The 26,980-nt window shown below is 73.2% G+C and carries 21 protein-coding genes and 1 pseudogene; 12 read left to right on the top strand and 10 right to left on the bottom strand.

All coding sequences use genetic code 11. From position 1 onward, the window contains the following. Positions 1 to 8 precede the first annotated feature (8 nt). Positions 9 to 1,355, top strand: a complete 1,347-nt coding sequence (locus OHB04_RS01485; protein ID WP_326806563.1) for a DUF2716 domain-containing protein — start codon at positions 9 to 11, stop codon at positions 1,353 to 1,355. Positions 1,356 to 1,371: 16 nt separating this feature from the next. On the opposite strand, the gene OHB04_RS01480 is transcribed toward OHB04_RS01485, so the two are convergent. Continuing rightward, positions 1,372 to 2,103, bottom strand: a complete 732-nt coding sequence (locus OHB04_RS01480) for an HAD family hydrolase (protein WP_326806562.1) — start codon at positions 2,101 to 2,103, stop codon at positions 1,372 to 1,374. Between the two features lie 859 nt (positions 2,104 to 2,962). Between OHB04_RS01480 and OHB04_RS01475 the strand changes: the two genes are divergently transcribed. The 9 genes from OHB04_RS01475 (at position 2,963) to OHB04_RS01435 (ending at position 14,361) form a co-directional block, all read left to right on the top strand. Next, positions 2,963 to 4,051, top strand: a complete 1,089-nt coding sequence (locus tag OHB04_RS01475; RefSeq protein WP_326806561.1) for a DUF3344 domain-containing protein — start codon at positions 2,963 to 2,965, stop codon at positions 4,049 to 4,051. Between the two features lie 61 nt (positions 4,052 to 4,112). Further along, positions 4,113 to 5,303 (top strand): glycosyltransferase, encoded by a 1,191-nt coding sequence (locus OHB04_RS01470; protein WP_326685926.1) that lies wholly within the window; start codon positions 4,113 to 4,115, stop codon positions 5,301 to 5,303. Further along, positions 5,300 to 6,883, top strand: a complete 1,584-nt coding sequence (locus OHB04_RS01465) for a sugar transferase (RefSeq protein ID WP_326685925.1) — start codon at positions 5,300 to 5,302, stop codon at positions 6,881 to 6,883. Before OHB04_RS01470 ends, OHB04_RS01465 begins: the two co-directional genes overlap by 4 nt. 2 nt (positions 6,884 to 6,885) lie before the next feature. Next, entirely contained in the window at positions 6,886 to 8,280 is a 1,395-nt protein-coding gene (locus tag OHB04_RS01460; RefSeq protein ID WP_442814773.1) for an O-antigen ligase family protein, read from the top strand. Then, positions 8,277 to 10,004, top strand: a complete 1,728-nt coding sequence (locus OHB04_RS01455; RefSeq protein ID WP_326806559.1) for a lipid II flippase MurJ — start codon at positions 8,277 to 8,279, stop codon at positions 10,002 to 10,004. Before OHB04_RS01460 ends, OHB04_RS01455 begins: the two co-directional genes overlap by 4 nt. Before the next feature lie 211 nt (positions 10,005 to 10,215). Beyond that, positions 10,216 to 11,001: a polysaccharide deacetylase family protein gene (locus OHB04_RS01450; RefSeq protein ID WP_326809383.1), complete on the top strand. Its 786-nt coding sequence runs from the start codon at positions 10,216 to 10,218 to the stop codon at positions 10,999 to 11,001. Beyond that, on the top strand, positions 10,998 to 12,218 hold the full coding sequence (locus OHB04_RS01445) for a glycosyltransferase (RefSeq protein WP_326806558.1): 1,221 nt from the start codon (positions 10,998 to 11,000) through the stop codon (positions 12,216 to 12,218). The genes OHB04_RS01450 and OHB04_RS01445 overlap by 4 nt, the downstream gene beginning before the upstream one ends. Beyond that, the gene (locus OHB04_RS01440; RefSeq protein ID WP_326806557.1) at positions 12,215 to 12,985 is read left to right on the top strand and encodes a lipopolysaccharide biosynthesis protein; all 771 of its coding nucleotides are present in this window, start codon (positions 12,215 to 12,217) and stop codon (positions 12,983 to 12,985) included. The genes OHB04_RS01445 and OHB04_RS01440 overlap by 4 nt, the downstream gene beginning before the upstream one ends. Before the next feature lie 44 nt (positions 12,986 to 13,029). Beyond that, a complete protein-coding gene (locus tag OHB04_RS01435; RefSeq protein ID WP_326685921.1) occupies positions 13,030 to 14,361 on the top strand; it encodes a GNAT family N-acetyltransferase in 1,332 nt (443 codons plus the stop codon). 71 nt (positions 14,362 to 14,432) lie between these two features. Here OHB04_RS01435 and OHB04_RS01430 read toward each other — a convergent pair whose 3' ends face one another. Further along, positions 14,433 to 15,560, bottom strand: a complete 1,128-nt coding sequence (locus tag OHB04_RS01430; protein WP_326685920.1) for a glycoside hydrolase family 26 protein — start codon at positions 15,558 to 15,560, stop codon at positions 14,433 to 14,435. A gap of 208 nt (positions 15,561 to 15,768) precedes the next feature. Between OHB04_RS01430 and OHB04_RS01425 the strand changes: the two genes are divergently transcribed. Together OHB04_RS01425 and OHB04_RS01420 are read left to right on the top strand one after the other, a co-directional pair. Beyond that, complete coding sequence (locus OHB04_RS01425) at positions 15,769 to 17,097, top strand: carboxylate--amine ligase (RefSeq protein ID WP_326685919.1); 1,329 nt, start codon at positions 15,769 to 15,771, stop codon at positions 17,095 to 17,097. A gap of 95 nt (positions 17,098 to 17,192) precedes the next feature. Next, a complete protein-coding gene (locus tag OHB04_RS01420) occupies positions 17,193 to 18,506 on the top strand; it encodes an NAD(P)-binding domain-containing protein (RefSeq protein ID WP_326685918.1) in 1,314 nt (437 codons plus the stop codon). 13 nt (positions 18,507 to 18,519) lie between these two features. On the opposite strand, the pseudogene gdhA reads toward OHB04_RS01420, so the two are convergent. The 8 genes and pseudogenes from gdhA to OHB04_RS01380 form a co-directional block, all read right to left on the bottom strand. Beyond that, positions 18,520 to 19,865, bottom strand: a pseudogene (gene gdhA / locus OHB04_RS01415) (NADP-specific glutamate dehydrogenase). Between the two features lie 223 nt (positions 19,866 to 20,088). Then, complete coding sequence (locus OHB04_RS01410; RefSeq protein WP_326685917.1) at positions 20,089 to 20,676, bottom strand: TetR/AcrR family transcriptional regulator; 588 nt, start codon at positions 20,674 to 20,676, stop codon at positions 20,089 to 20,091. A gap of 32 nt (positions 20,677 to 20,708) precedes the next feature. Beyond that, positions 20,709 to 21,878 (bottom strand): pyridoxal phosphate-dependent aminotransferase, encoded by a 1,170-nt coding sequence (locus tag OHB04_RS01405; protein WP_326806556.1) that lies wholly within the window; start codon positions 21,876 to 21,878, stop codon positions 20,709 to 20,711. 22 nt (positions 21,879 to 21,900) lie between these two features. Further along, positions 21,901 to 22,698, bottom strand: coding sequence for an SDR family oxidoreductase (locus OHB04_RS01400; RefSeq protein WP_326806555.1), 798 nt, complete (start codon positions 22,696 to 22,698; stop codon positions 21,901 to 21,903). Between the two features lie 72 nt (positions 22,699 to 22,770). Next, the gene (locus tag OHB04_RS01395; protein WP_326806554.1) at positions 22,771 to 23,775 is read right to left on the bottom strand and encodes a biotin-dependent carboxyltransferase family protein; all 1,005 of its coding nucleotides are present in this window, start codon (positions 23,773 to 23,775) and stop codon (positions 22,771 to 22,773) included. Further along, the gene (locus OHB04_RS01390) at positions 23,772 to 24,509 is read right to left on the bottom strand and encodes a 5-oxoprolinase subunit B family protein (protein ID WP_326806553.1); all 738 of its coding nucleotides are present in this window, start codon (positions 24,507 to 24,509) and stop codon (positions 23,772 to 23,774) included. The genes OHB04_RS01395 and OHB04_RS01390 overlap by 4 nt, the downstream gene beginning before the upstream one ends. Before the next feature lie 22 nt (positions 24,510 to 24,531). Then, positions 24,532 to 25,347 carry a LamB/YcsF family protein gene (locus tag OHB04_RS01385; protein WP_326685912.1) on the bottom strand — a complete coding sequence of 272 codons (816 nt, stop codon included), beginning with the start codon at positions 25,345 to 25,347 and terminating at the stop codon, positions 24,532 to 24,534. Between the two features lie 21 nt (positions 25,348 to 25,368). Next, the gene (locus tag OHB04_RS01380; protein ID WP_326685911.1) at positions 25,369 to 26,745 is read right to left on the bottom strand and encodes an MFS transporter; all 1,377 of its coding nucleotides are present in this window, start codon (positions 26,743 to 26,745) and stop codon (positions 25,369 to 25,371) included. Between the last annotated feature and the right edge of the window lie 235 nt (positions 26,746 to 26,980).

Genomic DNA, 26,980 nt, shown 5'->3' with positions numbered 1-26,980 from the left:
TCCGGATCATGCCTTGCTCGCCGTCCCATGAAGTGCTGGCCGCTTTCGACGCGCAGGTGCGGGGGAGGGTGCCCCGGTTTGGGCCGACCGGTGCCGTGGTGGAGCAGGACGGGCCACTGGTGCGGACCCACTTCGGCACCCACGGCACCGTGGACCACCGCGACCTGGGCGGTCTCACGGGCACCGGTGTCGACGCGTTGATCAGTGAGCAGCAGGCGGCGTTCGCCCTGCGCGGCGAACCGGTCGAGTGGAAGACCTTCGCGCACGACACAGCACCCCTGGGCGACCGGCTGCGCGCCGCGGGCTTCACCCCAGGCTGGGAGCGCTCGGTACTGGTGGCGCCGGTGCGGGACATCCCCGGGCCCGCCGTGCTCCCCGGCCGCAGTGTCCGGCCGCTGGGAGGGACGGATGACCGCGTCTCACAGCGGGTGCACGACCTGGCCGCCCGGACAGCCCCGCACCGGATTCCGCTGGCCGAGCTGGAGGCGGACGGGCGCACCCGTCACCGGGAGGTGAGCGAGCTGGCCCTGGAGGCCGATGCGCGGATCCTGGGTGTGGGCTGGGCGGAGTTCGTCGAGGGGACGGAGTTCGTGGCGATCGGCGGGATGAGCGGCCCGCACGCCGAGTTCATCCCGGTATGGGCACGGTGGGCCCGTGGCGGGCCCGGCCGCCACCGGGGCTGGAACCCTCCGGACTTCCGCTTTCTTGTCGCGGAGGCGGCGGACGGCCCCTTGAAGGCGGCGCTCATCCGGAGCGGGTTCCAGGAACTCACCACAGCCCGGTCGTATCACTGGAAGCCCGCTGGGGCTCCCGCCTCCTCGCGGCCTGTGAAGCGCCTGTTCGACGAGCCGGAGCACGAGGCGCTGTGGGACCGCTTCTACGACCAGTTCGCCTTCAAGCCCAGCGTCGAGGTGTATCCGGGTATCCGTGAGCCGTCCGCCTCGGTCACCTGGCACCTGGCCGCGCTCGGCGACGGCCTCGACCGCGACGCCGTCCAGCACCTTCAGCGCGTCATCGAGAGCGGACTGCTCGCCTGCGCCCGCCCCGATGAGCCCCTCCACTGGCTCGACTGGAGCCACGGGGGCTACCGCTTCGACCCGCGCAGGGTGGGCGGCCCCGGCCGGCCCCCGTGGCCCGGGTCCGCGTACCCCGACGGCGACTACTACCTCTACCTGACCGCCGACCTCCGCCTGGGCACGTTCGGACACCCCTGGGAGGAGTCCTTGTGCGTCTTCGGCGAGGAGCTTCTTCAAGCTGTGGAAGAGCCCCTCACCGCACTGCTCGGCACGGTGATGCGCCGCGGTGGCAGGAACGTGGGCAACGTCTGGACGTTCGGGCCCTCGGACGCTCCATAGCTAGGCTCGCCGACGGTCAGTGACCGGAGGGTGCGGGACAATGGACCGCACCGGATGGTGCGGGATCACCGTTGATCCAGTCGTACGCGCGCCGCGCGTCGAACTCCCGCTGCCCACCCGCGAACAGCAGCCCCGCCACGGCGAACGCCGGATCCGTCTCCGTACCCCGCACATACGGCACCGCGACGCAGCGCATCCCCGCCCGGCGGGCGGCTTCCGCGCCCGGAGGGGCGTCCTCAAGTACGACGCAGTCGCCGGGGGAGACCTCGAGCCTGCGCGCCGCCTCCAGGAAGACGTCGGGCTCCGGCTTGCCGTGCGCCACCTCCTCGGCCGAGACCCGCAGCGGCAGCAGACCGTCCAGGCTCGTCGCTCCCAGGACCGCGTCGATGGCGGCGCGGGAGGAGCCGGAGGCCACCGCCATGGGGTGCCCGGCGGCGTGCAGCCGCTCGACCAGCTTCCGCATCTCCGGGAAGACCTCGGTACCCGCGCGGGCCAGCTCCAGGTAATGGCGGTTCTTCTCCGCGAGCAGCTCGTCCACCGGCGTGCTCAGCCCGTGTTCCCGCCGCAGGATCTCCAGCGTCTCCCGGGTGCCGATCCCGATGAAACGCGTGTGCTCCTCCCAGCTGAAGCCGGATACCCCGTGCGCGGCGAGCACCCGCCTGCCCGCCTCGTAGTAGTTCGGCTCGCTGTCGACGAGGGTGCCGTCGAGGTCGAAGACGACCGCGTGGGCGGCCTCAGTGGCGATCATGCGGTCAAGGATGCCAAAGCCGACCGATGTGGCCGCAGGTAGGACGGGGTCCGGCTCAAGGAGAGCGAGTGCGGCGCCGGGGGACGACGACGGGGAGCGCCGGTCCGCCTCACTTCGTCGGCGTGGCTGGTGTATTGAAGGTGTTGAAGGCGGGGAACGCGTCGGGACCGATCAGCGGATTCAACGCATTCAACGGGCCTGTGCCCCGCGGCTTTCTGTGTGACACCCCACAAGAGGGAGTCTGGGGTGGAGAGCGGATCGGATCCCCGCTCGGACGCCTCGCATGCGGGAAGCCGTGTACGAGAAGCCGTGTATGAGAAGTCCCGTGGGGTCGCGATCGAGGTCACCGGGATCCGCCTGACCGCCCCGGCCGGGGTGGGGGCGAAGGAGGCCTGGGACCGGGTGTGTTCGGGGAGTGCCACCTGGAGGGTGGCTGAACTCCGCCATTCCTGGAGGGTCTCGACGGGGTACTCGAGAGCGAGCCGGATGACGGATTCGACGCCGCCGTCGAAGTAGTCGCGGCGGCCTGGGTGCCCCCGGTCGCTGCGGCGATGACCGGGACTTCGGTGGGCTGGGACACGCGCACCCCCTCGATCCGTTCGCAGCCACGCGGGGCAGTACATGGCCGCGCGGCCTTCCTGGGGTGGACCCCCGTCAGGCTGCTCGGCCGGGCAGCCTGACGGATCCGCTCGTCGATCTCGGCTGCGGCCTGCGGGAAGGCGCGATTCAACCTTCCGCACCGTCCGGATTCTGCCAACGAATAGTAATTTTTCGTTGTGATCGGCGCGTCCCACTGTCTGTCTGAATTCTTCTGTCAAAGTTTCCCTGGCCTGCTGAGAAGAGAGTCGGAGGACGGGGCATGGGAATGCCGATGGGTCGTGCCGGGGGTGCTGCGCTGTTCGTGCTCACGCCGATGGCACTTGTTGCGGCGCTGAACAACGCCGTGGCGGCACCGGCTTCCCGGAAGGTGCCCAGGATTCCGTTCGCGGAGCGTTTTGAGGTGACGCAGCACGGCGGAATGGCGCGCGCCGCCAATTCCTCCATCACGTGCCGGAAGGCCGTCGTGAAGGCCGCCGCGCGGTGCACGCAGGCGCGCGCGGGCCGCGGTGTCAACGGCGACTACGAGATGTTCTACACGGACGTCGACAAGGACCCGAACACCTACAATTCCAGCCGGGCCGAGCTGCGGCTGCCCGCCGGATCCCGGGTGAGCCACGCGCGACTGTACTGGGGCGGTAACCTCCGGGCCGGCGAGCAGAAGCCGCACAAGGACAACCGGCGGGTCCTGATCGCCGAACCCGGCGGGCAGTACAAAGAAGTGCTCGCCGACACCGTCACCGGGCACCGGACCAGCGCCCGCACCGACGCCTTCCAGGCGTCCTCCGACGTCACACCGCTCGTCCGTGACAGCGGCTCCGGCAGCTACACGGTCGCCCAGATCAACATCTCCAGGGGCCGCTCCACGGCCGGGGCCTGGGGCGGTTGGACCCTGGTCGTCGCCTACGAGAACCAGCGCGAACCGCTGCGCCACCTCGCCCTGTGGGACGGCTTCGAGAACATCGCGCCCGGCCGCAGGCGCTCGGTGACGGTGAAAGGCCCGCGCATCCCCGCCGGGGCAAGCGGGCGCGTCGGGCTGGTCGCCTACGACGGCGACCGGGGTGCCGGCGGCGATGCGCTGAGCGTGGGAACAGACCGCCGCGCGACCGCCCGCATGTCCGACAGTGCCAATCCCCGTAATGACGTGGCGAATTCCACGATCACCACGCTGGGACGCAGCGACGGAAATCGAGAGCCCGCCTACAAGAACACGCTGGGATACGACTCGGACGTATTCGACATCAAGCCCGCGCTGCGGGCCGGCGGAAGCCGCACCACCGTCCGTCTTGGAACTACGAAAGACAGCTTCCAGGCGGGTGCGCTTTTCCTCCAGACCGACGCACGCCGATAACGGTCCGGGGAAACTGGAAAACGAGAGGCAACGGACCGTGCGTTACCGAAGAACAGCGCGCATGGCGTACGCCCCGCGTGTCATGAGCCCGCTGACGGTGCTCCACCTGTCCCAGCCCGTCGACGGCGGCGTGGCCCGGGTCGTCACCGATCTGGCGCGCGCCCAGAGCGCGGACGGCATCCGGGCGGTGGTGGCCTGCCCGCCCGGCGGTGAACTGAGCCGGACCGCCGCCGCTGCGGGAGCCGAGGTGGTTCCCTGGCCCGCCGGACGCGATCCCGGCCCGCGGCTGCCCGGCGAAGTGGCGCGGGCGGCCCGGCTCATCGGCCGCCTCGGACCGGACGTCGTGCACACGCACAGCGCCAAGGCCGGGCTGGCCGGACGACTCGCAGCGCGCGGCCGGGTACCGACCGTCCACCAGCCGCACGCCTGGTCGTTCGAGGCGGCGGACGGGCCCGTCGGCGCACTGGCGCTGTGCTGGGAGCGCTATGCCACCCGCTGGTCCGGCCGCGTGGTCTGCGTCAGCGAGGACGAGCGGCGCCGCGGCCGGGAGGCCGGAGTACGGGCCCGCTGGGAGGTCATCCGCAACGGCGTCGACCTGGAGCGCTTCCCCTCAACCGGCACGCAGGAGGCCGCCGCCGTCCGGGCGCGGGCCCGCGCCGTGCTGCCCGCGCTCGACCGGCTGCCGCCCGACACCCCGCTGGTGGTCTGCGTGGGCAGGCTGTGCGTCCAAAAGGGCCAGGACCTGCTGCTCCGGGCCTGGCGCGAGGTGGCGGCCCGGGTCCCCGGCGCCCGGCTCGCACTGGTCGGCGACGGCCCCGAGCGGCGGGCGCTGGGTCGGGTCGCACCCGACGGCGTGCTGTTCGCCGGCCCGGTCGGGGACCCGGTGCCCTGGTACCAGGCCGCCGATCTGGTGGTACTGCCGTCCCGTTGGGAGGGCATGGCGCTGGTCCCGCTGGAGGCGATGGCCTGCGGCCGGACCGTCGTGAGCACCGACATCGGCGGCGCCCGGGAGAGCATGCCGCCCGACCCGCACCCGGCCACCCTGGTGCCCCCCGGCGACGCGGAGTCCCTGGCAGCCGCGCTGACGGTCCTGCTGACCAACCCCCGACTGCGCGACGCCCTGGGCCGGCAGGCCGAGGAACACGTGCGAACCACATACGACGTGCGGCGAACAGCGGCAGCGGTGGCGGCTGTGTACCGCGACCTCCTCGGTCTGCCGCAGCCCGAGCACAGGGAGTGCACCCGACGATGACCACCGAGCACCTGGACGCGTCCGAGTCCGGCCGGGCCACGGAACTCCCGGCCGCGGACCCGGCCGAGCACGCCGCCGATTCCCCGGCACGGCAGGTCCCGGGCGGCGAGTCGGCACCCACGGCGGTCTTCCCGCAGCCGCGCACCGGCGACGGCCTGCCGGAGCCGGCCGCCGGCCGCCGGCCGCGCGGCCGGCGCACCTTCGCCGTGCTGCTGGTCGCCGACGGCCTCGCGGCCGGCTCCGCCTGCACGGCGCTGGGCGTCGCGGCCGGCGGCCATCACGTGCTGACCGTGCTCGCCCCCGGACTGGTGGCACTGATGGTCCTCAACGCGCGCGGCGGGCTCTACCGGCCGACCGCGCTGACCGGCGCACTCGACGAACTCCCGGTGCTGCTGGGCCACATCGCCGCGATCTGGTGTGTGCTGGCCACGGTGCTGGCCGCGACCTGGCCGGCCCACGCGCTGGGCTGGGGCTCCCTGCTGGGCCTGGCCGCCACCCACTCCGCGCTGACCTGTGCCGCGCGCGGCGCGGTGCACGGCGTACGGCGCGCCGCCGCCCGCCGTCGGCCCGCCTCGACGCTGGTCGTGGGCAGCGGACCGGTCGCCCGGCGCCTCGTGGACGCGCTGCACGAGCACCCCGAGTACGGCATGCGCCCGGTCGGCATGGTCCGCCTGGCGGCCGACGGCCCGGACGAACCGCCGGGGGATTCCGGCGCCCCCTCGCTCCCCCTCCTGGTCTCGGGTGAGGACGTGATCCGCGCGGTCATCCAGAACTCCGTGCGTGACGCCGTCTTCACCGACCCGCGCGCGGACGAGGCACGTACCGTCGAGCTGTTCCGACTACTGACCGGCCAGGGCTGCACGGTGTGGCTGGTCGATCTGCCCGCCGCCAACGCCCTGCCGCTGGGCCCCGGACCGCTGGCGGGCCCGGCCCGCGTCTCGGCCGCCGGACATCTGTGGGGGTTCCGCTGCCGCCGCGTCGCCCCCCTCTCCCCGCACCCGCCCGGCCGGGTGCGCAAACGGGCTTTGGACCTGGTGGTGGCCGTGCCTGCGCTGCTGGTCGCCGCCCCGCTGCTGACGGCCTGCGCGCTGGCGGTGCGCTGCACCGACGGCCCCGGGGTGCTCTTCCGGCAAGAGCGCATCGGACAGGACGGGCGGCCGTTCGTGCTGCTGAAGTTCCGCACCCTGCGGCCCGTCGACGCGCACGAGTCGGCCACCTTGTGGAGCATCGCGAACGACGACCGGATGGGCGCCGTCGGGCGGATGCTGCGCCGGACCTCTCTGGACGAGCTGCCGCAGCTGTGGAACGTGGTGCGTGGCGACATGAGCCTGGTCGGGCCACGGCCCGAACGTCCGCACTTCGTCCAGAAGTTCAGCCGGAGCTACCCGCGCTACGCGGCCCGCCACCGGATGCCGGGAGGTGTCACCGGGCTCGCCCAAGTGCACGGGCTGCGCGGCGACACCTCGATCGAGGACCGGGCGCGCTTCGACAACCACTACATCGACTCCTGGTCGCTGTGGCAGGACGTGCGGATCATCCTGCGTACCGCGGCCTCGCTCTTCCGGCCCGCTGGGAGCTGACCGTGGCGGTGACATCCACCCTGCCGGCGGCGGTCCGCCGGCCGCCGGGCCACGTGCGCGCACACCTCGTCCGGCTGGGCCCGCTACTGCCCGGCGTCCTGACCGTGCTGCTGCTGTGCGCGCCGGTGCACGAGGACGCGTCGAGGACCGGGCAGGCGACACCCGCTGATGTGGCGTCAGGCCTGTTCGTCCTCGGGTGCGCGGTGTGGCTGCTGCGCACCCGGACCCGTCCGCTGGACGGGCCGGCCGCCTGCGTGCTGGCGGCCCCCGCCGTGGCCTGCGCGGTGGCCACCGCTGCCTCGTACGACCCGGGCGCCAGTCTGCCGGGCTTCGTGCGCTACGCGCAGATCTTCGTCCTCGTACCGGCCGCCGTGGTCCTGGTCCTGCGCGACCCGCACGGCTTCCGGGTGCTGGCCGGGGCCGTACTGGTGCTGGCGCTGGTCCAGGGCGCGGTCGGGGTCCGGCAGTACCTCACCGGCACCGGAGCCTCCTACGTCGGCCAGGACATCCGGGCCGTGGGCACCTTCGGGCCGCAGGACGTGATGGGCATGTCCGCGGTCGTCTCCTGCGGCCTTCTGGTCGCCCTCGGACTGGGTCTGGCACCGCCGGCCGGCAGCCCCCGCCGGCTGCGCCCGGCCGCTCTCGGCGGGGCCGCGCTGCTGCTTGTGCCGCTCGCCGTCTCCTTCAGCCGCGGCGCGTGGATCGCCACCGCGGTGGCCTCGGCGGCCGTGCTGATGCTGGCCGGCGCCCGGCTCGCCCTGCGGACGTTCGGGGTACTGGCGGCGGCGGCCGTGCTGCTGGTCGGGGGACTGGGCGTGGGCTCGCAGCTCATCGGGGAGCGGATGAGCAGCATCACCGACGTCACGGCCGCCCCCGACCAGTCGGTCACCGACCGCTACACCATGTGGGCGGCGGCCACCAGCATCTGGCGCCAGGACCCGGCCACCGGGGTCGGCCCCAAGGGCTTCGCCGCCCACCGCGACGCGCACGCCTCGCTCGCCCTGTCCTCGGGCAGCGACACCGCCGGCGCCGGCCAGGACTTCCGCAAGGAGCCGCTGCTGTCCCCGCACAACATGTATCTGCTCGTGCTGAGTGAGCAGGGCCTGCTCGGGCTGACCGCCGTGGCCGGCGGCTGGGCCGTCATCATGGCCCGTACGCTGCGCCGGCTGCGGGCGGCGCGGGCGGCGCCCCCGTCCCCGGCCCGCGCCACCGACTGCGGACTGATCGCCGCCGGGCTGCTGATCTGGCACCTGGTGGACTTCGGATACTCGGACATCGGCGGCCCCTCCACCGTGCTCACCGGGATCACGCTCGGGCTGGCCGCCTGGTGGGCGCTGGGCCGGGGCGCGGTACCGGAGTCCGGGGCACCCCTGAGCGCCGGAGCGGAGGCCCGGTGAGCGGCACGGCCACCGAGGACCAGCCGGGACCGGGGCAGGGGCCCCGGAGACCCGCGGCGCACCCCTCGACGCCGACCGCCGGCCCGCCGGTCCGGCCCGCCCCGTCGGGCACCCCGCCCTCCCCGCCACCCTCCCCGCTGGGGCGGTTCCTCGCCCGCGCCGCCGCACTCACAGCGGCGCTGACGGCCGCGGGTTCGCTGCTCGGGCTCGTCCGGGACCAGGCCATCGCCCACCTGTTCGGCGCCGACGGCGACACCGACGCCTTCCTGGTGGCCTGGACGGTGCCCGAACTGGCCGCCACCTTGCTGATCGAGGACGCCATGGCGCTGGTCCTCGTACCGGCGTTCAGCCTCGCGCTGTCCCGGCGGACCGCGAGCGGCCGGGACCCGGCGGCGCCCGACCCCGTACGGGAGCTGGCGGCGGCCACCTTCCCGCGGCTGTTCGCCTGGCTGGCGGCCGTCGCCGCACTTCTGCTGGCCACCGCGCCCGTGCTGGTGCGGGCGCTCGCGCCCGGCCTCGCCGACCCGGGGCTCGCGGTGACCTGCACCCGGCTCACCGCGGTGGCCGTCGTCACCTTCGGCATCGCCGGGTACCTCAGCGCCGCGCTGCGCGCCCACGACAGCTTTGTCCCGCCCGCCGCGATCTACGTGGCCTACAACCTCGGCATCTGCGCCACCATGCTCGCCCTGCACTCCCTGCTGGGGGTGCGCGCGGCGGCCGTCGGCGTCGCCGTGGGCGGCGCGTTGATGGTGCTCGTCCAACTGCCCTCCTTCCTGCGCCGCCTGAACATGCGCCGCCCGCATCTCCTTCGGACCGCTCCTGACGCGGCCCCGCCCCCGTCGCCGGGCCCCGCTGCCCGGATCGGGCTGCTGAGCCTGGGCGGGATCGCGCCGGTGCTGCTGTTCGCCCTCGGCCGGCAGGCCCAGGTGCTGGTGGAACGGCACTTCGGCTCCTCGCTGTCCGCCGGTGCGATCTCGCACCTGAACTACGCCCAGAAGGTCGCCCAGATGCCGATGGTGCTCTCCTTGATGATCTGCACCGTCACCTTCCCGGCCGTGGCCCGCGCCGTGGCCGACGGCGACGCGGACCGGGCCCGCCTCCGGGTGGAGCGCGACCTGGCACTGGCCGCCGTGGTGGTCCTGCTGGGCGCTGCCTACGTCGTCGGATACGCCCCGCAGATCATCGAACTCCTCTTCCAGCGCGGTGAGTTCGACGCGTCCGACACCGCCGCCACGGCCTCGGTCATGCGCGTGTACTCACTCGGGCTCCTCGGCCACAGCCTGGTCGGCGCGCTGGTCCGGCCGTTCTTCTCGGCGGCCCGCCCCACCTGGTATCCGGCAGCTGTGATGGCCGCCGGGCTGCTGATCACCGTCGTGGCGAGCGCGGCGGCGACCCCGTACTGGGGCATCCACGGCATCGCCGCGGCCAACGCCGCCGGGATCACCACCACCGCGTGCCTCCTGCTGCGGGGCCTGGGCACCCGGGTGATCGCCATCCGGGCCCGGCGGGTCGCGGGCGACCTGGGGCGGCTCACCCTGCCGGCCGTCGCCGCCGCCGCGGCCGGCTGGACGCTCGCCCCCGCCATCCCGCACACCGCGCTCACCGCCGCGGTCGGCGCGCTCGCCGTCCCGGCCGTCTTCGTCGCCACCGCCTTCGCCGTACGGGCACCCGAGGCGCCCCAGCTGATCGTCACCCTCACACGAAAGCTCCGCCATGCCCGCTGAGTCCGCGTCCGCTCCCCTCTCCTCCACCGCGGCCACCCCCGCGCCCGCGCCGTCCCCCGCCTCCGCACCGCCCCACACACCCGCCGCCGCACCCCAGGCCGGGACCCGCGGCGCCGCGCGAACCGGCCCGCCCGCCCGCCGATCCCCGGCCGGGGCCACCGCGTCCCGGTTCCGGCCCCGGCGGCGCCGGCTCGCGCCGCCGTGGGTGCTGATGTACCACTCGGTCACGGACCGGGCCGAGGACCCGTACCGGATCACCGTCTCGCCCGCGCGGCTCGACCAGCAGCTGACCTGGCTGCGCGGGCACGGCCTGCGCGGGGTGAGCGTGCGGGAGCTGCTGGCAGCGCGGGAAGCCGGGCGCGACTCCGGGCTGGTGGGGCTCACCTTCGACGACGGCTACGCCGACTTCGTGGACAACGCCCTGCCGCTGCTGCTCCGGCACGAGTGCACCGCCACCTTGTTCGTGCTGCCGGGCCGGCTCGGCGGCGACAACGGCTGGGACCCGCAGGGCCCGCGCAAGCCGCTGCTGACCGCCGCCGGGATCCGGACCGCCGCCCGCGACGGGGTGGAGATCGGCTCGCACGGCATGCGCCACCTGAGCCTGCCCGAGGCGGACGACGCGGCGTTGCGCGCGGAGGTCCGCGACAGCCGCGCCCGCCTGGCCGAGATCACCGGGCAGCCCCCGGAGGGCTACTGCTACGCCTACGGCACCGTGGACCAGCGGGCGACAGAGGCCGTACGCGGCGCCGGCTACCGCTACGCCTGCGCCATCGACCCCGGCCCGCTCACCGGACGGTACGCGCTGCCCCGCGCCCACATCGGCGAGAGCGACACCGGATGGCGGCTGCACCTCAAACGGCGGCTGCACCCCATGCGCCGCCGTCCGCTGCCCGCAGAGGCGGCGGCGTCGGCCGGTCCCGCGACCGCCCCGGCGGCCTGCGCCGCGCCCACCGCGCCGTCCGCCGTGACCGGCACCGCGGACGGGGGGCGCAGGTGAGGGCGCTGCACATCATCACCGGGCTGGGCGTCGGCGGTGCGGAGCAGCAACTGAGGCTGCTGCTGCGGCAGTTGCCGATGGAGAGCGAGGTCGTCACGCTCACCGATCCCGGCGCCGTCGCCGCCGGTATCCGGTCCGACGGCATCCCCGTCACCCACCTGGGCATGGCCGGAAACCGGGATCTGTCCGCACTGCCGCGGCTCACCCGGATCATCCGGCAGGGCCGCTACGACCTCGTCCACACCCACCTGTACCGCGCCTGCGCCTACGGCCGGATCGCCGCCCGGCTGGCCGGGGTGCGGACCGTCGTCGCCACCGAACACTCGCTGGGGGAGGCCGAGATCGAGGGCCGCCCGCTGACCCGTTCCGCCCGGGCGCTGTATCTGGCCACCGAGCGGCTGGGCACGACGACGGTGGCCGTCTCCGACACCGTCGCGCACCGGCTGCGGGCCTGGGGCGTGCCGGCGGCCCGCATCGAGACGATCCCCAACGGCATCGAGGCCCGCCGCTTCCGCTTCGAGCAGGCCGCGCGCGACGAGGCGCGGGCGCGGCTCGGACTGCCGCACGACGCCTTCGTGGTGGGCGGCGTCGGACGGCTGGTGCCAGGCAAGCGCTTCGACGTCCTCCTCCGGTCCGTCGCCGCGCTGCCCGGAGCCTGGCTGCTGCTGGTGGGAGAGGGCCCGGAACGGGCGGCTCTGGAACGGCTGGCCCGGCAGCTCGGCGTGCCGGACCGGGTCCTGCTGCCCGGCGCGAGCGGCGGCGAGGGACCGGCGGGGGCCGACGGCGGTGCGCCGGTCCCCGGACTGCCCGGACTGCTGGCCGCGATGGACGTGTTCGCCTCCCCGTCCGGCGAGGAGACGTTCGGTATCTCCGTGCTGGAGGCCCTCGCCGCCGGACTGCCCGTCCGTCATGTCACCTGCCCGGCGATCGATGAACTGCCCGCCGCCGAGGCACCCGGCGCCCGCCGCGTCGGCGCGAGCACCGCCGAACTGACCGCTGAACTACGCGGGCTGCGCGCGGCGGACGCATACCGGCTGCCGGTCCCCGCGGCCGTCCGCCGCTACGACATCGGCCGCACCGCCGAGCGGCTGATGGCCGTCTACACCCGCCTCGCCGGTGCCGCCGCCCGCCCCGACGCCCCTTCCGGCCGCCTCACCGCACCCGCCGAACGCCTCACCGGCTCCCGCGCCGGCCGACCCCACGAGGTGAACAGATGAGCACCGAACCGACCGAGCCCGCCCCGCCGGACGGCGCCGCACCCGGCCGCCTCGCCCGGCTGCGCGCCCGCCTCGCCCCCTCCCGGGCCGGCCGCACCCGCACCCGGCGCCGCTCGCTGCCCGCCTGGTGGCCCGTCGCGCTGTGCCTGCTGCTGGGGACGGGCGCCGGCGCGGGGTACGGACTGCTGAAGGCACCGCAGTACACCGCCACCAGCTACGTCGTCGTGGTGCCCACCGCGCACACCGATCCGGCCACCGCGCTCGGCTTCGCCCAGGCGTACGGGCGGGTCGCGGCCGGCGGCGCCGTCCTGCGCGAGGCGCGGCCCGCCGCCGGGCTGCCGCTGAGCACCCTCCAGAGCGCCGTGCGCTCGGCCACCTCGCCGGACGCCCCGATGATCGAGATCTCTGCCACCGCCGCCCGGCCCGGCCGCGCCGCCGTCGTCGCCAACGCCGTCTCCCGCGCCCTGACCCGGCACGGCAATCACTCCGCCGAACGCACCACCGTGCGGCTGCTCTCCTTCGCCCGGGCCACACCCCCCGCCGGGCCCACCTCGCCCTCGCTGACCGTCGCCGCCGCGGTCGGCGGCTGCGCCGGCGGACTGCTGGGCGGCCTCATCCGGCTGATCCGCCCGCGCCCGGGACACCGCGCCGACCTGCCCGGTGTGCCGGGCCCGGCCGCGGCACCCGGTACCCCCGCCCCGGCCGCGGACCGCCCGTCACCGGCCCAGGACCGCCCGGCCGCCGCGGCGAGCCCGGCCGCACGGTAGCCGCCGTGTCCGGCAGTGCAGAACGCGACCCAGGAAGAGGCGTCATGACAGCTCCCCAGCGCCAGGCGTCGCAGCGGCCGTTCGGCCGGCGCCCGGCACCGCGCACCCGGGCCGTGTCCGGCACCCGGGCCTGGCCGGCCGGGCGTACGCCCCCGGCCGTGCGCCCCGCCCCGGACCGGCCGCCCGGCCCCGGATCGCCCGCCGCACCGGCCGCCGCGGACCTGGCCGTGACGGTGTGCCGGGACCCCGAGCGGTTCGCCGCGCTGGCCCAGGACTGGACCGCGCTCCACCGCCGCTGCCCCAGCGCGACCGCCTTCCAGAGCCACGCGTGGCTGCACTCGTGGTGGCTCTCGTACGGCACCCCGGGCCGGCTGCGCGTCGTACTCGTCCACCAGGGCGGTGAGTTGATCGCGGCGGCAGCGCTGACGCTGATCTACCGGCCCCTTCCGGCGCTGGTGCCGCTGGGCGGCGACATCTCCGATTTCTGCGACGTGCTGCTGGACGACAGCTGCGCCCCCCAGGCAGCCGTCGCGCTGGTGCGCGGCATGCGGAAGGCGGCCCGCGGCTCCGTCGTCGACCTGCGCGAGGTGCGGCCGGGAGCCGCCGCCGAGCAGGTGTACGCGCGCTGGCGGGGGCCGCGCCGGAGGCTGCCCGACTCGGCGTGCCTGGAGCTGCCGGGAGTGCCCGTCGAGGGCCTGGTGGCGAGGCTCTCCGGGCGCGCCGCGCGCACGTTCCGCGCCAAGCTGCGCAAGCTGGACAAGCTGAGCATCGAGGAGCGGGCCGTGCCCCCCGCCGAGGTGCCCGCGGCCGTGGCGGCCCTGCTGCGGCTGCACGGATTGCAGTGGCGGGGGCGGGGGGTGACGCCGGAGCACCTGCGGCCAAGGTTCGCCGAACATCTGGCCCGGGCCGCCACCGGGATGGTGCGGGCCGGCGATGCCCGGCTGATCGAGTACCGGGTGGAGGGCAGGGTCATGGCCCTCGATCTGACGCTGCTGTCCGCCGACCTGGCCGGCGGCTACCTGAGCGGCGCCCACCCCGAACTCCGGTCCCGGAAGGTGGACATCACCGCCATGCTGCTGCGCCACGACGCCCGGTACGTGTCCGAGACCGGGCGCGGCGCGCTGAGCATGCTGCGCGGCACCGAGCCGTACAAACGGCATCTGCGCCCGGTCACCGTCACCAACCAGCGGCTGCTGCTGGCCCGGCCGGTCGGCCTGCCCGTGCTGCTGGCCCAGGTCGCGCACGCCGCCGCCCGCTCGGCCGCCGCCGAGCTGGTGCGCACCCGGCTGCCCGCGGTGCGCCGGTGGCGCTCACGGCTCAACAGCCGCCGCGCGGACGCGGCCGGGGCCCGCCGGGCGTGCCGGGCGGGGGCATGAGGACGCCCGGTACGACCCGCCGTGTCCGCGCCGGGGGAGGGGCTGTCCGGCCGTGCCGGCTGCCCGGCCTCCTAGGGGTGGGCCGAAAGCCAATCGCGGAAGACCGCCGAGGACTCAGGGTTGCCCCGGCACTGCCACACCCCGTGCGGGCAGTAGTCGGTGATGGTCTGGTAGAGCGGCTTGTGGCGGTCGATCCACCGCAGCATGCCGCGCATGTACTCGGGGTTGTCGCCGTTGCGGAACAGCCCCCACTCGGGGTAGGAGATCGGCTTGCGGTGCGCGGCGGCGAACTCGACCTGCTGCCGCAGCCCGTACGGCTGGTTCACCATGTCCGTGAAGTCCTCGCCCGGCGGCTGGTCGTAGGAGTCCATGCCGATGATGTCGACGACGTCGTCCCCCGGGTAGCACTTCGTCCAGCCGATGGCGTCCTCGCCGCGGTTCGGGGCGAAGTCGAAGCGGAACTTCTGCCCGCGCACCGCGCGCATCGTCGTGACGATACGCCGCCAGTAGCTCTTCCAGGCCCTCGGGTCGGGCCCGCAACGGTGGGTGTAGGTGGTGCCGTTCATCTCCCATCCCAGCACGAGCACCGTGTCCGGCGCCCCCAGCCGGACCAGCCGCTCGGCCAGCGTACGGAAATGGCGGTCGAACGCCCCGCGGGCGCCGGTGCGCAGCAGGGAGCGCACCTTGCCGTCGGGGACGTTCTTCTCGTTCCGCTCCAGCATCGGGACGTTCAGCACGAACATCCGTTCGCTGTCGGTGCGCCGCCACTTCGTCCAGGGCCGCAGGAAGTCCGGCTTGCCCTCGATGTTCGCCCACACATCGCCCGGCAGGTAGGTGTGCCCCACCTGGAGCCGGCGGCCACCCAGCCAGAGCTGGAGGTCGGCGATGCGCTCCACCCCCTCGGGGGTGGAGCTGAGGAAGGCGCCCTCGGCCCGGCGGTATTCGGCCGGAACGTCGGAGGGCCCGGTGCGGGCGGCCGTATCCGTGCCTCCGCTGGGCGCGCCGTCGGTGGGTGCCCCTCCGCCGGGCGCGTCGCCGCTGGGCGAGGCGGTCGAGCGGGCCGGCGCCGCGTACGGTTCCCGGCCGTCGTCGGTGCCACCCGCGCCGTCGGGCGGCGAACCGGTGATGGCGGTCACGAGGATCGCGGCGGAGGTCGCTGTGACGCAGTTGACCACCAGCCAGCGGCCTTGGCGGCGCATGGTGACTCCCCTCGGGACGCTCCGCGAGCCGGTGCGCCCACTTCTCGACAGTAATCAGGAGCCCCACCCGGTGTGCTGCCGAAGGCGCCGTACTAGCCCATTCGCGACCCGCGTCCCCCCGCTCGGCCCCACGAAGCCACCACCCCGCCCCGTAGTGAAGGGCCCCCGCGTAGTGAAGGCCCCGCCCCGTAGTGAAGGAAAGGCCACCATGCCCGAGTTCGACACCGAGGTGCCCGTGCTGCTGGTGCTGCTCGATCCCAACCCCTTCCACCACGGGACCCTGGGCGCCGTCAGATCGCTGGGCCGGGCGGGCATCGAGGTGCACGCCCTCCTCGAGTCCCCGCACAGCCCGCCCGCCCGCTCCCGGTACCTGCACCGGGCGCACGCCCGTCCGCCCGGGCCGATCTCGGACCCGGCGCTGTTGCGGACCCTGTGCCAGGTGTCCGAACGGATCGCGCAGCCCGCCGTCCTCATCCCGATGGACGACGCCGGTGCCATCGCCGTGGCCCGGCTCGCCCCCCGGCTGGCCGGCCGCTTCCTGCTGCCAGAACAGCCCGCCGGGCTGCCCGAGTCGGTCGCCGACAAGGCGGCGCTGGCCGAGCGCTGCCGCGCCGCCGGCATCGCCTACCCCGACACCGTGCGGCCCCGCAGCGCCCAGGAGGCGGCCGACGCGGTGGCGGAGCTGGGCCTCCCGCTGGTCGCCAAGTGGAGCCGCCCCTGGCTGCTGCCGCCCGCCTCCGGGCTGCGCAGCACCACTGTTGTGCGCACCGGGGCCCAGGTACGGCGGCTGTACGAACGCACCGGGCAGGCCGGCAGCGCGCTGCTGCTCCAGCGCCAGGTGCCCGGTGGTCCGGGTACGGACTGGTTCTTCCACGGCTGCTTCACCCGGGACGCGGTCTGTCTGCTGGGCGGCGCGGGCCGCAAGGAGCGCGCCTGGCCGCCGCGCGCCGGGCTCACCGCCGTCGGCCGCTGGCTGCCCAATCCGGAGGTCGAGGCGGCGGCCCGGCGGCTGGCCGGCCACCTCGGCTACCAGGGCATCCTCGACCTGGACTTCCGGCTGGACCCGGTCACCGGCATCTACCACCTGCTGGACTTCAACCCCCGGCCCGGCGCCCAGTTCCGGCTGTTCACCGACCGCTCCGGACTGGATGTCGTCCGCGCCTTGCACCTGGACCTGACCGGCCGCCCCGTCCCCGCGACGACCGCGGCGCTGGGCCGGGTCCTCCGGGTGGAGAACTACGCCCTGCTCTCCGCGCTGACCGCCCCCGGCTGCCGACCCCGCCGGGCGCGTCGGCAGCCGCCGTACGTCCGCGCACCGCGCGCGGGTGAGACCGCCTGGTTCGCCGCCGACGACCCCGCGCCGTTCCTGGCCATGACACGGGCGTGGCTGGGCCGGGGCCTGCGCAAGGGGCTGCGCCGGACGTTCGCCCCGCCGCGCTCCCTCCCGCGGCCCGCCGCACCGCCCCCCGGGCCCGGCGCCGCGCCCGCCTCCGGACGGAGCCGGCGCACCGACAGCCGGGCCACCACGGTGCGGTGACGCCGCACCAGGCGGTGCGGTCCGCCCAGACTTCCCCGGCGGAGCACGTACGACTCCGGCCGGCTCAGCAGCCCGACGCGAGAAGGAGAACGACCATGTACGACCTGGTAGTGGTGGGGGCCGGCCCCTACGGGCTGTCGATCGCGGCGCACGCCGCGGCAGCCGGGCTCGATCTGCGGGTCCTCGGCCGCCCCATGGCCTCGTGGCGCGACCACATGCCGGAGGGCATGTTCCTCAAGTCGGAGCCGTGGTCCTCCAACCTGTCCGACCCGGCCGGCGACCACACCCTGGCCTCTTACTGCGCCGCCCGGGGCGTGCACGCCGAGCACGGCCGGCCGTTGCCGATCGGCACCTTCACCGACTACGGGCTGTGGTTCGGCCGGCAGGTGGTCCCCGGTGTCGAGGAGCAGACGGTCACCGAGGTCGGCCCGCACCCGGACGGCTACCGGCTGCGCACCGCCGAGGGCGAGGTCCTCATCTCCCGGGCCGTCGCGCTGGCCGTCGGCGTCATGCCGTTCGTCCACATCCCCGAACCTCTGCGTCCGCTGCCGCCCGAACTGCTCTCGCACAGCAGCCACCAGCGTGAGCTGAGCGCCCTGCGCGGGCAGGACGTGGTGGTGATCGGGTCCGGCCAGGCCGCGCTGGAGACGGCGGCGCTGCTGGCCGAACACGGCGCCCGCGCCCAGGTGGTGGCCCGCGCCGAAGGCCTCAACTGGAACACCCCGCCGCAGCCGCTCGACCGCGGGCTGCTGCGCTCGCTGCGGGACCCGCACTGCGGTCTGGGTACCGGATGGCCCAGCTGGGTGTGGTCGGAGGCCCCCTGGGCGGTGCGCCGGCTGCCGGCCGCCGCCCGGCTGCACATCGCGGCACATGCCCTCGGCCCGGCCGGTGCCTGGTGGCTGCGCGAGCGGTTCGAGGCACGGGTACCGGTCCTGCTGGGGCATCGCCTGCGGGGAGCGGCGGCGGTGCCCGGGTCGCGGGTGCGGCTGGAGCTGACCACCACCGAGGGGGAGACCCGCAGCCTGGAGGCCGACCACATCGTGGCCGCCACCGGGTTCGGCCCGCGCCTTGACCGGCTCGGCCTGCTGGACCCGGCCGTACGGGAGAGACTGCGTACGGTCGGCGCCAGCCAGGCCCCCGAGCTGTCGTCCCGCTTCGAGTCCTCCCGGCCGGGGCTGTTCTTCGCCGGATTGCCGGCCGCGCCCTCGTTCGGCCCGTCGATGCGTTTCGTCCACGGCGCGACCTTCACCGCGTCCCGTCTGGTGAACGGCGTACGCCGGCGGCTGGGCGGCCACACCCCCCGCATCCCGCAGTCGGCCCCGCCCGTCCCCAGGCCCGTGCCCGCGCCGGCCGACGCGGGCACCCGGGACACCACCGTCCGCGACGTGCCCTCTTTGACCGAGAACTGAACCGTCGAGTTCGTCAGACGACTCCCTGCGCCGTCATGGCGTCCGCGACGCGGAGAAAGCCCGCGATGTTGGCGCCGAGGACATAGTCGTCGGCGTCGTCGGCATACGTCTCGGCAGTGGTGCGGCACTGGGTGTGAACCTGCCGCATTATGGCGGCCAGTCGCTCCTCCGTCTGTTCGAAGGTCCAGCTGTCCCGCGAGGCGTTCTGCTGCATTTCCAGTGCGGAGGTGGCCACTCCGCCCGCGTTGGCCGCCTTGCCGGGGCCGAAGAGGATCGTGCGCTCCGGAAGACCTCGACCGCTTCGGGCGTACAGGGCATGTTCGCGCCTTCGGCGACGGCGAGCACCCCGCCCTTCACCAGCGCGACGGCGTCCTGCTGGTCCAGCTCGTTCTGGGTCGCGCAAGGCAGGGCCACTTCGCACGGCACATCGAACACCGATCCCCTGGCGGAGAACCGCGCTGTCGGCTTCGCCTCCGCGTAGGCGGAGACCCGTGCGCGCCGCGACTCCTTGACCTCCTTCAGCAGGTCCAGGTCGAGGCCGTCCTCGTCGACCAGGTAGCCGGAGGAGTCGGAGCAGGCCACCACCCGGCCGCCCAGGGCGTGAACCTTCTCGATGGCATGGACGGCGACGTTCCCGGACCCGGAGACCACCACCCGGCGCCCGTCGAAGCCGTGACCGCGGGTGGCGAGCATCTCCTCGGCGAAGTACACCGCGCCGTAGCCGGTGGCCTCGGTACGGGCGTGCGATCCGCCCCAGGCGACGGGCTTGCCGGTCAGGACGCCCGCCTCGTGGCGGTTGGTGATCCGCTTGTACTGGCCGAACAGGTAGCCGATCTCCCGGCCGCCCACCCCGATGTCACCGGCGGGCACGTCGGTGTGCTCGCCCAAATGGCGGTAAAGCTCCGTCATGAACGCCTGGCAGAACCGCATGATCTCGCCGTCCGAGCGGCCCTTGGGGTCGAAGTCCGCCCCGCCCTTGCCGCCTCCGATCGGCATGCCGGTCAGTGCGTTCTTGAAGATTTGCTCGAATCCGAGGAACTTGACAATCCCGAGGTTCACGCTCGGGTGGAACCGCAGGCCCCCCTTGTACGGTCCGAGGGCGCTGTTGAACTCCACTCGGAACCCACGGTTGACCTGCACCTCATTCAGGTCATCGACCCAGGGGACACGGAAGATCAGCTGCCGCTCGGGTTCGCACAACCGCTCCACGATCCGAGCGTCCGTGTACCCCGGGCGGGTTCGAAGTACGGGGGCTATGGTGTGCAGGACCTCGTGGGCCGCCTGATGGAATTCCCCCTCGCCGGGATTTCTTCTGCGGAGGTCCTCGTATGCGGCATCGATGTAAGCGTTGACGTCCATGGCTGCTCTCTCTTCTCAGTTCGGGCGCGAGTCCCGGTTCAGGCGCGAGTCCCGGTTCAGGCGCGAGTCCCGGTTCGGGCGCGAGCCGGCCGGCCGCCCGTGGCGTCGCGATCAGGGCGGGATTCGTTGCCGAACGGGCGCGGCGCTCTTGAGGAGTGGACCTGCCCGCACGGGCCTGGGTACGTCCCATGTCAGGGGCCGTCCGACGACGCGGAGCTCTCCCTCACTCGCCCCGCTGCTGGTCCGCCGTGGACCAGCCGATCAGGGCCCCGCGCAGCGCGGCCACCAGACGGGTGGCGGCCTCGTCCTCGGTGCGTCCGCTCTTGATGAGGTCGAGGATGTCCCGTGGATCGAACAGCGTGTTCCACAGGTAGAGGGCCTCGTCTCCGAGGTCCCCGAGGCCGAGTTCCTCGGTGGTCTGCCGGAGTGGCTCGGCGAGCGCCTCGGCCTGCGGCGTGAGGTAGGCGGTCGTCTCCCGCAGCCGCTCAAGATAACCGCGGTGCGAGCGCATCTGCGCCATCGCGCCCCCGTGCTCAAGGACGAGCGACACCCAGCAGCGCGAGACCGCCTCAAGCCGAGCCATGCCCCGCGTGGTCTGACGGGCGCTGAAGTCACGCAGCTCGGAGCCTACTTGGGCCCGGAATGCATGCAGTATCTCTTCGACGGATGAGAAGTGGCGGTAGGCCGTCGCGGTGGACACCTCGGCGTGCTTGGCGATCTCCGCCAAGCTGACCGGCGTCGGTGAGTTCTCGAACAGCCGCGCGGCAGCTTTGATCAGGTGCCTGCGGTTGCGCTCGGTGTCACTGCGCATGGGTCGACTCCTCGTTGCGTGCGAGGCGGCGTTCATTGCAGGGCCGAGAGGCCTTGGGCCAGCCGACGGACGCCCTCGGTGATGGATTCCGGGCTGGCAGCGTACGACAGTCGAAGATGCCCCTCACCCCGGGCTCCGAACTCGCTTCCGGGGCGGACGGCGACGCCGTGGGCGCGCAGCGCCGCGACGACCTCCACGGAGGGCAAGTCGATGTCGTAGCGGGGGAATTGGTAGAACGCTCCCTCCGGCGAGCTGAGGGTGAGGCCGGGAATCGCGGCGAGTTCCGTCCGCATGATCTCGCGCCGGACCTCGTACGCGCTCCGCATGCGGGCGACATCCTCCTCGCAGCTTCGCACTGCGACGAGTGCGGCGTCCTGGATGAAGGTGTTCACGGAGCCGTTGAAGGTGTTGTGGATACGGGCGGACGCCTGGATGAGTTGCGTCGGTCCCCAGAGGTAGCCGACGCGCCAGCCGGTCATCGCGTAACTCTTCGAGAAGGTCTGGCAGTAGACCGTACGGTCGCGCAGAGCGTCGAGCGAGATCGCCGAGGTGAACGGCCGTCCGGTGTAGTCGAGGCCGGAGTACGCCTCGTCGGAGATGACGATCGTGGAGGTGCCGTCGAGCAGGCCGGCAAGCGCGTCGAGTTCCTCGCGACTGTGCACGATGCCGGTCGGGTTGCTGGGGTTGCAGAAGACGAAGAGCCTGGCGTCCGTGAGGGCTTCGGCAAGCCGGTCGAGGTCCCAGTGCAGGTCCGGACCGAGCGGAGCGGGCACGACCGTTCCTCCGGCCATGCTGACCAGATCGGCGTAGAGGGAGTAGGTGGGGTCGGGGACGACCACCTTGTCACCGGGGTTGACGATGCCGAGGATCGAGGCGGCGAGGCCGGCGGTGCCGCCCTGGGTGATCAGGATGTCGCCGGCGTCGACCGGCGCCCCGGCGGTGGCGGCGAGTTTCTCGGCGAGCGCTTCGCGCAGCGCCGCCTCGCCGAGCAGCGGTGAGTAGTGGGTGCGTCCGGCGCGCAGCGAGGCGTGGGCCGCCTCGGTCACCAAATGGGGTGTGTCGAAGTCGGGTTCGCCCATGGCGAGGGAGACGAGGTCGCCCCGCGACTGGGGTTGCTGCGTCCGGCGGGAGGCGGCTGCGATCCGTGCGACGGCCTCCGCGGTGGCGAACCGGGGCGGCTGCGTGGTGAGGGTGGGCGGCATGGCTCCTCCTGGTGGCGGGTGTTCAGGCCTGCGGTGCGACGTCGGCGGGTGCGCCGGCCCAGCGGCTGATCTCAAGGTCGGCGGAGGTGTCGCGCTGCCGGGTGGGAGCGACGACGATCTCCTGGAGGACCACGCGCTGGGGAAGTGAGACGGCGAGGCGGATGGCCTCTGCCACGTCCTCGGGCTGCACCATGCCGGCGCGTTCCTGCGGCTTTGGAGGCCGGGCGCGGTTGTCGAGGATGGGGGTGTCCGCCTCGCCGGGCAGCACGGTGATCGCCCGCAGACCCTGGTTGCGGAAGGTGTTGTGCAGGAACGTCATGAAGTTGCGGACCCCGGCCTTGGCCGCGCCGTAGGCGGCCCCGCCGAGCAGGTTGGGGTTGACGGCGGCGAGCGAGGAGACGGTGACGATCGTGCCGGTGCCCCGGCCGAGCATGTCGGGCAGCACGGCCTGGGTGAGCTGGAAGACCGCGGTGAGGTTCACGTCGAGGACCTGGCGCCACTCGTCGTGCGGAAGCCACTGCGGGTTGAGTACCGACGAGGCGCTGCCCGCGTTGTTGACGAGGACGTCGACCGGGCCGATCTCGGTGCGCACCCGCTCGAGGGCCCGGGTCACGTCGTCCGCGCGGGTCACGTCCACCGCGAGAGCGAGGGCCTTGCCACCCTCGGCGCGGATCGTGGCGGCGACCGCGTCCAGCGCCTCCTGTCTGCGGCCGGTCAGCACGACGGTGAAACCGTCGCGGGCGAGCAGCCGCGCCGTCTCAAGTCCCATCCCGCTGCCCGCACCTGTGATGAGCGCGGTCCTGTCAGTCGACGTCGTCACCGTTCCTCTTCCATGGGTTGTCTGTGAATCAAGGACTGATATGCGAATCAAATTTCAAATGAGAATATATTCTCAGTTGGTTCGGGGCAAGGGTGCGCTGAGTCCGAGGGCGCCGAACGCCTCGGCGACCGCGTGTTCGAGCGTGCGCACCTCCGCCTCGCGCCGGGCGAACCGGCGCAGCGAGGTCTCGCGGTCGGTCCAGCGGAACCGCAGCTCCTGGCCCGGACCGGCCTGGCCGAGGAGGGGCAGGGACGTCCGCGAGGCGACGCCGACGATCGGATAGCCCGCGGTCAGGCTGCGGTAGCGGCCCAGCACGATCAGCTCGTCCGCGTGCGGAATCTGAAGCGCCCCGACGGGCACCCCGTGCGACACGATCTCGGTGTCGGAGTCCGGGTGCAGCACCGGCCCGTCGAGCCGGAGCCCCACGTGGTTGGAGCGAGGGGTGACGACGTACGTCGAGTCCCCGATCACCTCACGGATGCCGGCGATCGTGTGGATGCCGTGGCAGGCGACGACGTCGATGTCCCAGGGCCCGTTTTCGAAGCGGGGGACCGGAACGGGAAGCCGGAACAACGGCGGTTCGAACCGCCGGCCGGTGAATCCTCGGAACTCCGTCTCCAGCAGGACGCGTGAGCCCCGGGCGACGGCCTGCTCGAAGCCCATCCGGGCGTCCGGTGCCGCGCTGCCCAGCAGAGTCTCAGCGGTGAGCGCGCCGTTGACGGCCAGGTAATTGCGGGTCCCCCGGTTCACATCCCCGCGGACGCGTACTTCGTGACCCGCCGGTACGACCAGCGGCGACCAGCTCGAGACCGGTGTGCCGCCCACCGTGACCTCTGCGGGGGCGCCGGTCACGGCGAGCAGGACGTCGGAGTCGGGCACGAGGGCCGGCTCGCCGCCCATGTTCTCGATCAGCGTCGCGCCGCGGGGGTTGCCCACGAGGAGGTTCGCGACGGCCGCCGAGTGCTGGTCGGCCGCGCCGCCGGTGGGCACACCGCGCCGTTCCGTGTCGCGGCGACCGAGGTCCTGGAACGTCGTGACCCATCCGGTGCGCGTGATGTCGAGCGCCACCGTCTTCATACGGACCCCTCCACCGGCAGCAGGAAACCGCCCTCCAGGGCCGCGGCCTCGTCGTGGGTGACGGGGACGAAGCGCACGATGTCGCCGGTGCTGAACGAGACGGGGTCCGGGCGGGAGATGTCGACGATGGTGTGCGGGGTGCGCCCGACCACCCGCCAGCCGGTCGGCCCGGGGAACGGCTGGATGATCGCGTTGGTTCCGGCGATCATGACGGCTCCGGGGGTGACGTCCGTGCGCGGCTCGGCACGCCGGCGTACCGGCCAGGGCACCTTGAGGCCGCCCATCATCGGGGCCATCGCGGCGCCGAGGAGCGCGATCGTGAAGGTGGACTCCGCGATGGCCCCGACGACCTCGGCCGGGGCCAGGCCCAGTTCCCCGGCGACGGACGCCAGGTCCGGGCCGGTCTCGTCGTCGAAGACGACGGGCACGGCGAACTCGCGCACCGCTCGGGGACGGTCCGCTCCGTCCGACGGCGACGGTGCCCATCGCGCCACCAGCCGGGCCGCGTACTCCACATGCTGTAGAGCGGTCAGCAGCGGGTCGAACTCGATGAGCAGGGACTCCAGACCGGAGACGACGTCGAGCACACCGTGCGGGCGGTGTGCCAGGAACCGGTCGCGGAAGGCGGCGATCCCGGCTCTGCGGACGGCCTGGTCGGCATGGGGGACAGTCACCATCACCGCCGAGTCCCCGAAGGGCTCGACGGCGATGGCGCCGTACTGTGCTGTGGTCATCGCCTGATAGTGCGCTCGGCCCTCAACGGGCGAGCGCGGCCTCCGCCCGCTGCGCCTTCTCCGCCAGGACGTCCCGCAGGCCGGCGACGCGGATGTCCGCGGCGCCGAGCGCGGCGCGCAGCGCGGTGCCGTTCTCCAGGACGGTCGGGTGGTCGCCGTGCAGGAGCAGCACGTCGGCGTCGTGGCCGAGCGGCACCACGTTGCCGTCGACCGAGCGGACGGTGCCCTCCTGTACGACCTGCCTGGCGCGGCGGCCGATCAGCTCGGGGTCGTGGATCAGGCCCCCTTCGTGCGAGCGGGGCACGGGCATGCCGTCGTCGCCGTAGCCGCGGTCGGCCAGGAAGACGTAGCCGACTTCGAGGCCGCGCTTGCGGGATTCCTCGGCGAGCAGGCCGCGCTGACAGATGACGATGTAGCCGGTGTTGTACGCGGCGATCGCGTCCGTGATGGCCCGTGCGTGCTTGGCGTCGGTCTGCGCGATCGAGCCCATGCGGCCGTGCGGGGCGACGTGGCTGATGGTGCCGCCGTGCACCCTCGCGAAGGCGTCGAGCGCGCCGAGTTGATAGAGGACGTCGGTGCGGATCTCCTCCTCACTCGCCTCGATGAGCCGGCGGCCGAAGCCGACGAGGTCGGGGTAGCCGGGGTGGGCCCCGAGTTCGATGCCGCGCTCGACGCAATCGGCGACGGTCCGGTCCATGATGCGCGGGTCACCGGCGTGGAAGCCGCAGGCGATGTTCGAGGAGCTGACGAGGCCGAGGAGGGCGTCGTCGTCCCCGATCGTGTAGTTGCCGAAGCTCTCGCCGAGGTCGGCGACGACGGCTACGGAGTTGATTGCCATGATGTCTCCTGGTTGGGGGATTCAGCTGGATGCGAGGGGCTGGCCCTTGGTCTCGCGCACGAACGCGAGGGTGACCAGGGTGATCAGGGCCGTGACGATGGAGGCGAAGGCCGGGATCAGGTTGGAGCCGGTGGACTCGATGAGCTCGGTCATCACCAGGGGGGCACTGCCGCCGAAGATGATCGTCGAGATGCTGAACCCGATGCTGTAGGCGGAGTAGCGCACGGTGGTCGGGAACATTTCGGCGAGCACCGTGTGGATGACGGCGGCGTGGCCGGCGAACGCGACCGCGAGGACCACCACGCCGATACACGCGAGGCCGAACTCACCTGTGGTGATGAGCCGGAACATCGGGTAGGAGACGGCGGCCATCGCGACGGCGGAGGCGGTGAGAACGGGTTTGCGGCCGATCCGGTCCGACAGGCGGGCCATGAGCGGGATGCAGATCGCGATGGCGGCCAGGCTGAACGCGGTGACCATGAGGGCCCGCAGCATCGAGAAGTTGTGCTCGCCGAGCGAGGTCTTCAGGTACGTCGGCATGTAGACGAACAGCAGGTAGTAGCCGGGGCCGTTGAGCGCCGGGAGGAAGATCGTGAGCGCGATCGCCTTCAGGTGACGACGGGAGGTCAGGGCGGCCAGCAGCGGGTTGCGCACCACCGTGTTCTGCTCGCGCAGCGCCTTGAAGTGCGGGGTCTCCTCCAGCTGGCGGCGGATGTAGAAGCCGACGTAGCCGAGCGGAACGGCGAGCAGGAAGGGCACACGCCAGGCCCATGAGGTCATCGCGTCGTCGCCGAGCGTCGTGATGAGGACGGCGGAGAAGACGCTGCCGAACATCAGGGCGACGAACGAGCCGACCGCGATGAAGCTCATCATGTAGTTGCGGCGTGCGTCCGGCGCGTACTCGCCGACGAACGACATGGCGCCGGCCACCTCGCCGCCCGCCGAGAAGCCCTGGAGCACCCGCAGCAGGACCAGAAGGATGGGCGCGGCGACGCCGATGACCGTGGAGGAGGGGATCAGGCCGATGGCCGCGGTCGCGGCGGAGATGAGTACCAGCAAGGTGGCCAGGAGGGACTTGCGTCCGATCTTGTCCCCGAGGTATCCGCAGATCACACTGCCGAACGGGCGGGCGACGAAGCTGATCAGGAACCCGACGTTGGTGAGGAAGAGGCCGCCGGCCTCGGCCTCGCCCATGATGTTGATCGCGAGATACGTGACGAGCAGGCCGTAGATGCCGTAGTCGTACCACTCGACGAAGGAGCCGACGGCGCCCGCGACGGTGGCCTTCCGAACGACCTTGTCGTTGACGGAGACAACGTCACCCTCTGTCGGGCCCGGCTGATCCGCCGCTACCTTGAGTCGATCCGATGTGGTGTCAAGCCGATCTGACGTCGTCATACTCGTTCGCTTTCGGTGTCGCGGACTCCGGGAGCGGTGTCCTGAGAATCGTGCGCTGAACGTGGTCGCTGCCGGCGGTGGCTCCGGTGCCGAGGTACACCCACACGCTGTAGGTCCTACAGGGAGAGGCGGCTGTTCCTCGGAGGAGGTCCGCGGCGGCTTCGACGCTGTTCGGGAACCCGTCCATCCGGGACGTGCGGTGCCGTTGCCGGATCCGCAGACGTGTCGGCCTGCC

Source organism: Streptomyces sp. NBC_01775 (assembly GCF_035917675.1).
GTDB lineage: Bacteria > Actinomycetota > Actinomycetes > Streptomycetales > Streptomycetaceae > Streptomyces.
The sequence above is the reverse complement of the archived record's forward strand: the minus strand, read 5'-3'. Positions and strand labels throughout refer to the sequence as shown.

What these genes read in the sequence shown, in the direction of transcription:
- OHB04_RS01440 (WP_326806557.1), top strand. Translation starts at nt 12,215, where the DNA reads ATGAGCACCGAACCGACCGAGCCCGCCCCGCCGGACGGCGCCGCACCC.
- OHB04_RS01480 (WP_326806562.1), bottom strand. Translation starts at nt 2,103, where the DNA reads ATGATCGCCACTGAGGCCGCCCACGCGGTCGTCTTCGACCTCGACGGC.
- OHB04_RS01385 (WP_326685912.1), bottom strand. Translation starts at nt 25,347, where the DNA reads ATGGCAATCAACTCCGTAGCCGTCGTCGCCGACCTCGGCGAGAGCTTC.
- OHB04_RS01475 (WP_326806561.1), top strand. Translation starts at nt 2,963, where the DNA reads ATGGGAATGCCGATGGGTCGTGCCGGGGGTGCTGCGCTGTTCGTGCTC.
- OHB04_RS01425 (WP_326685919.1), top strand. Translation starts at nt 15,769, where the DNA reads ATGCCCGAGTTCGACACCGAGGTGCCCGTGCTGCTGGTGCTGCTCGAT.
- OHB04_RS01390 (WP_326806553.1), bottom strand. Translation starts at nt 24,509, where the DNA reads ATGACCACAGCACAGTACGGCGCCATCGCCGTCGAGCCCTTCGGGGAC.
- OHB04_RS01430 (WP_326685920.1), bottom strand. Translation starts at nt 15,560, where the DNA reads ATGCGCCGCCAAGGCCGCTGGCTGGTGGTCAACTGCGTCACAGCGACC.
- OHB04_RS01395 (WP_326806554.1), bottom strand. Translation starts at nt 23,775, where the DNA reads ATGAAGACGGTGGCGCTCGACATCACGCGCACCGGATGGGTCACGACG.
- OHB04_RS01380 (WP_326685911.1), bottom strand. Translation starts at nt 26,745, where the DNA reads ATGACGACGTCAGATCGGCTTGACACCACATCGGATCGACTCAAGGTA.
- OHB04_RS01450 (WP_326809383.1), top strand. Translation starts at nt 10,216, where the DNA reads ATGTACCACTCGGTCACGGACCGGGCCGAGGACCCGTACCGGATCACC.
- OHB04_RS01470 (WP_326685926.1), top strand. Translation starts at nt 4,113, where the DNA reads ATGGCGTACGCCCCGCGTGTCATGAGCCCGCTGACGGTGCTCCACCTG.
- OHB04_RS01420 (WP_326685918.1), top strand. Translation starts at nt 17,193, where the DNA reads ATGTACGACCTGGTAGTGGTGGGGGCCGGCCCCTACGGGCTGTCGATC.
- OHB04_RS01465 (WP_326685925.1), top strand. Translation starts at nt 5,300, where the DNA reads ATGACCACCGAGCACCTGGACGCGTCCGAGTCCGGCCGGGCCACGGAA.
- OHB04_RS01485 (WP_326806563.1), top strand. Translation starts at nt 9, where the DNA reads ATGCCTTGCTCGCCGTCCCATGAAGTGCTGGCCGCTTTCGACGCGCAG.
- OHB04_RS01410 (WP_326685917.1), bottom strand. Translation starts at nt 20,676, where the DNA reads ATGCGCAGTGACACCGAGCGCAACCGCAGGCACCTGATCAAAGCTGCC.
- OHB04_RS01405 (WP_326806556.1), bottom strand. Translation starts at nt 21,878, where the DNA reads ATGCCGCCCACCCTCACCACGCAGCCGCCCCGGTTCGCCACCGCGGAG.
- OHB04_RS01435 (WP_326685921.1), top strand. Translation starts at nt 13,030, where the DNA reads ATGACAGCTCCCCAGCGCCAGGCGTCGCAGCGGCCGTTCGGCCGGCGC.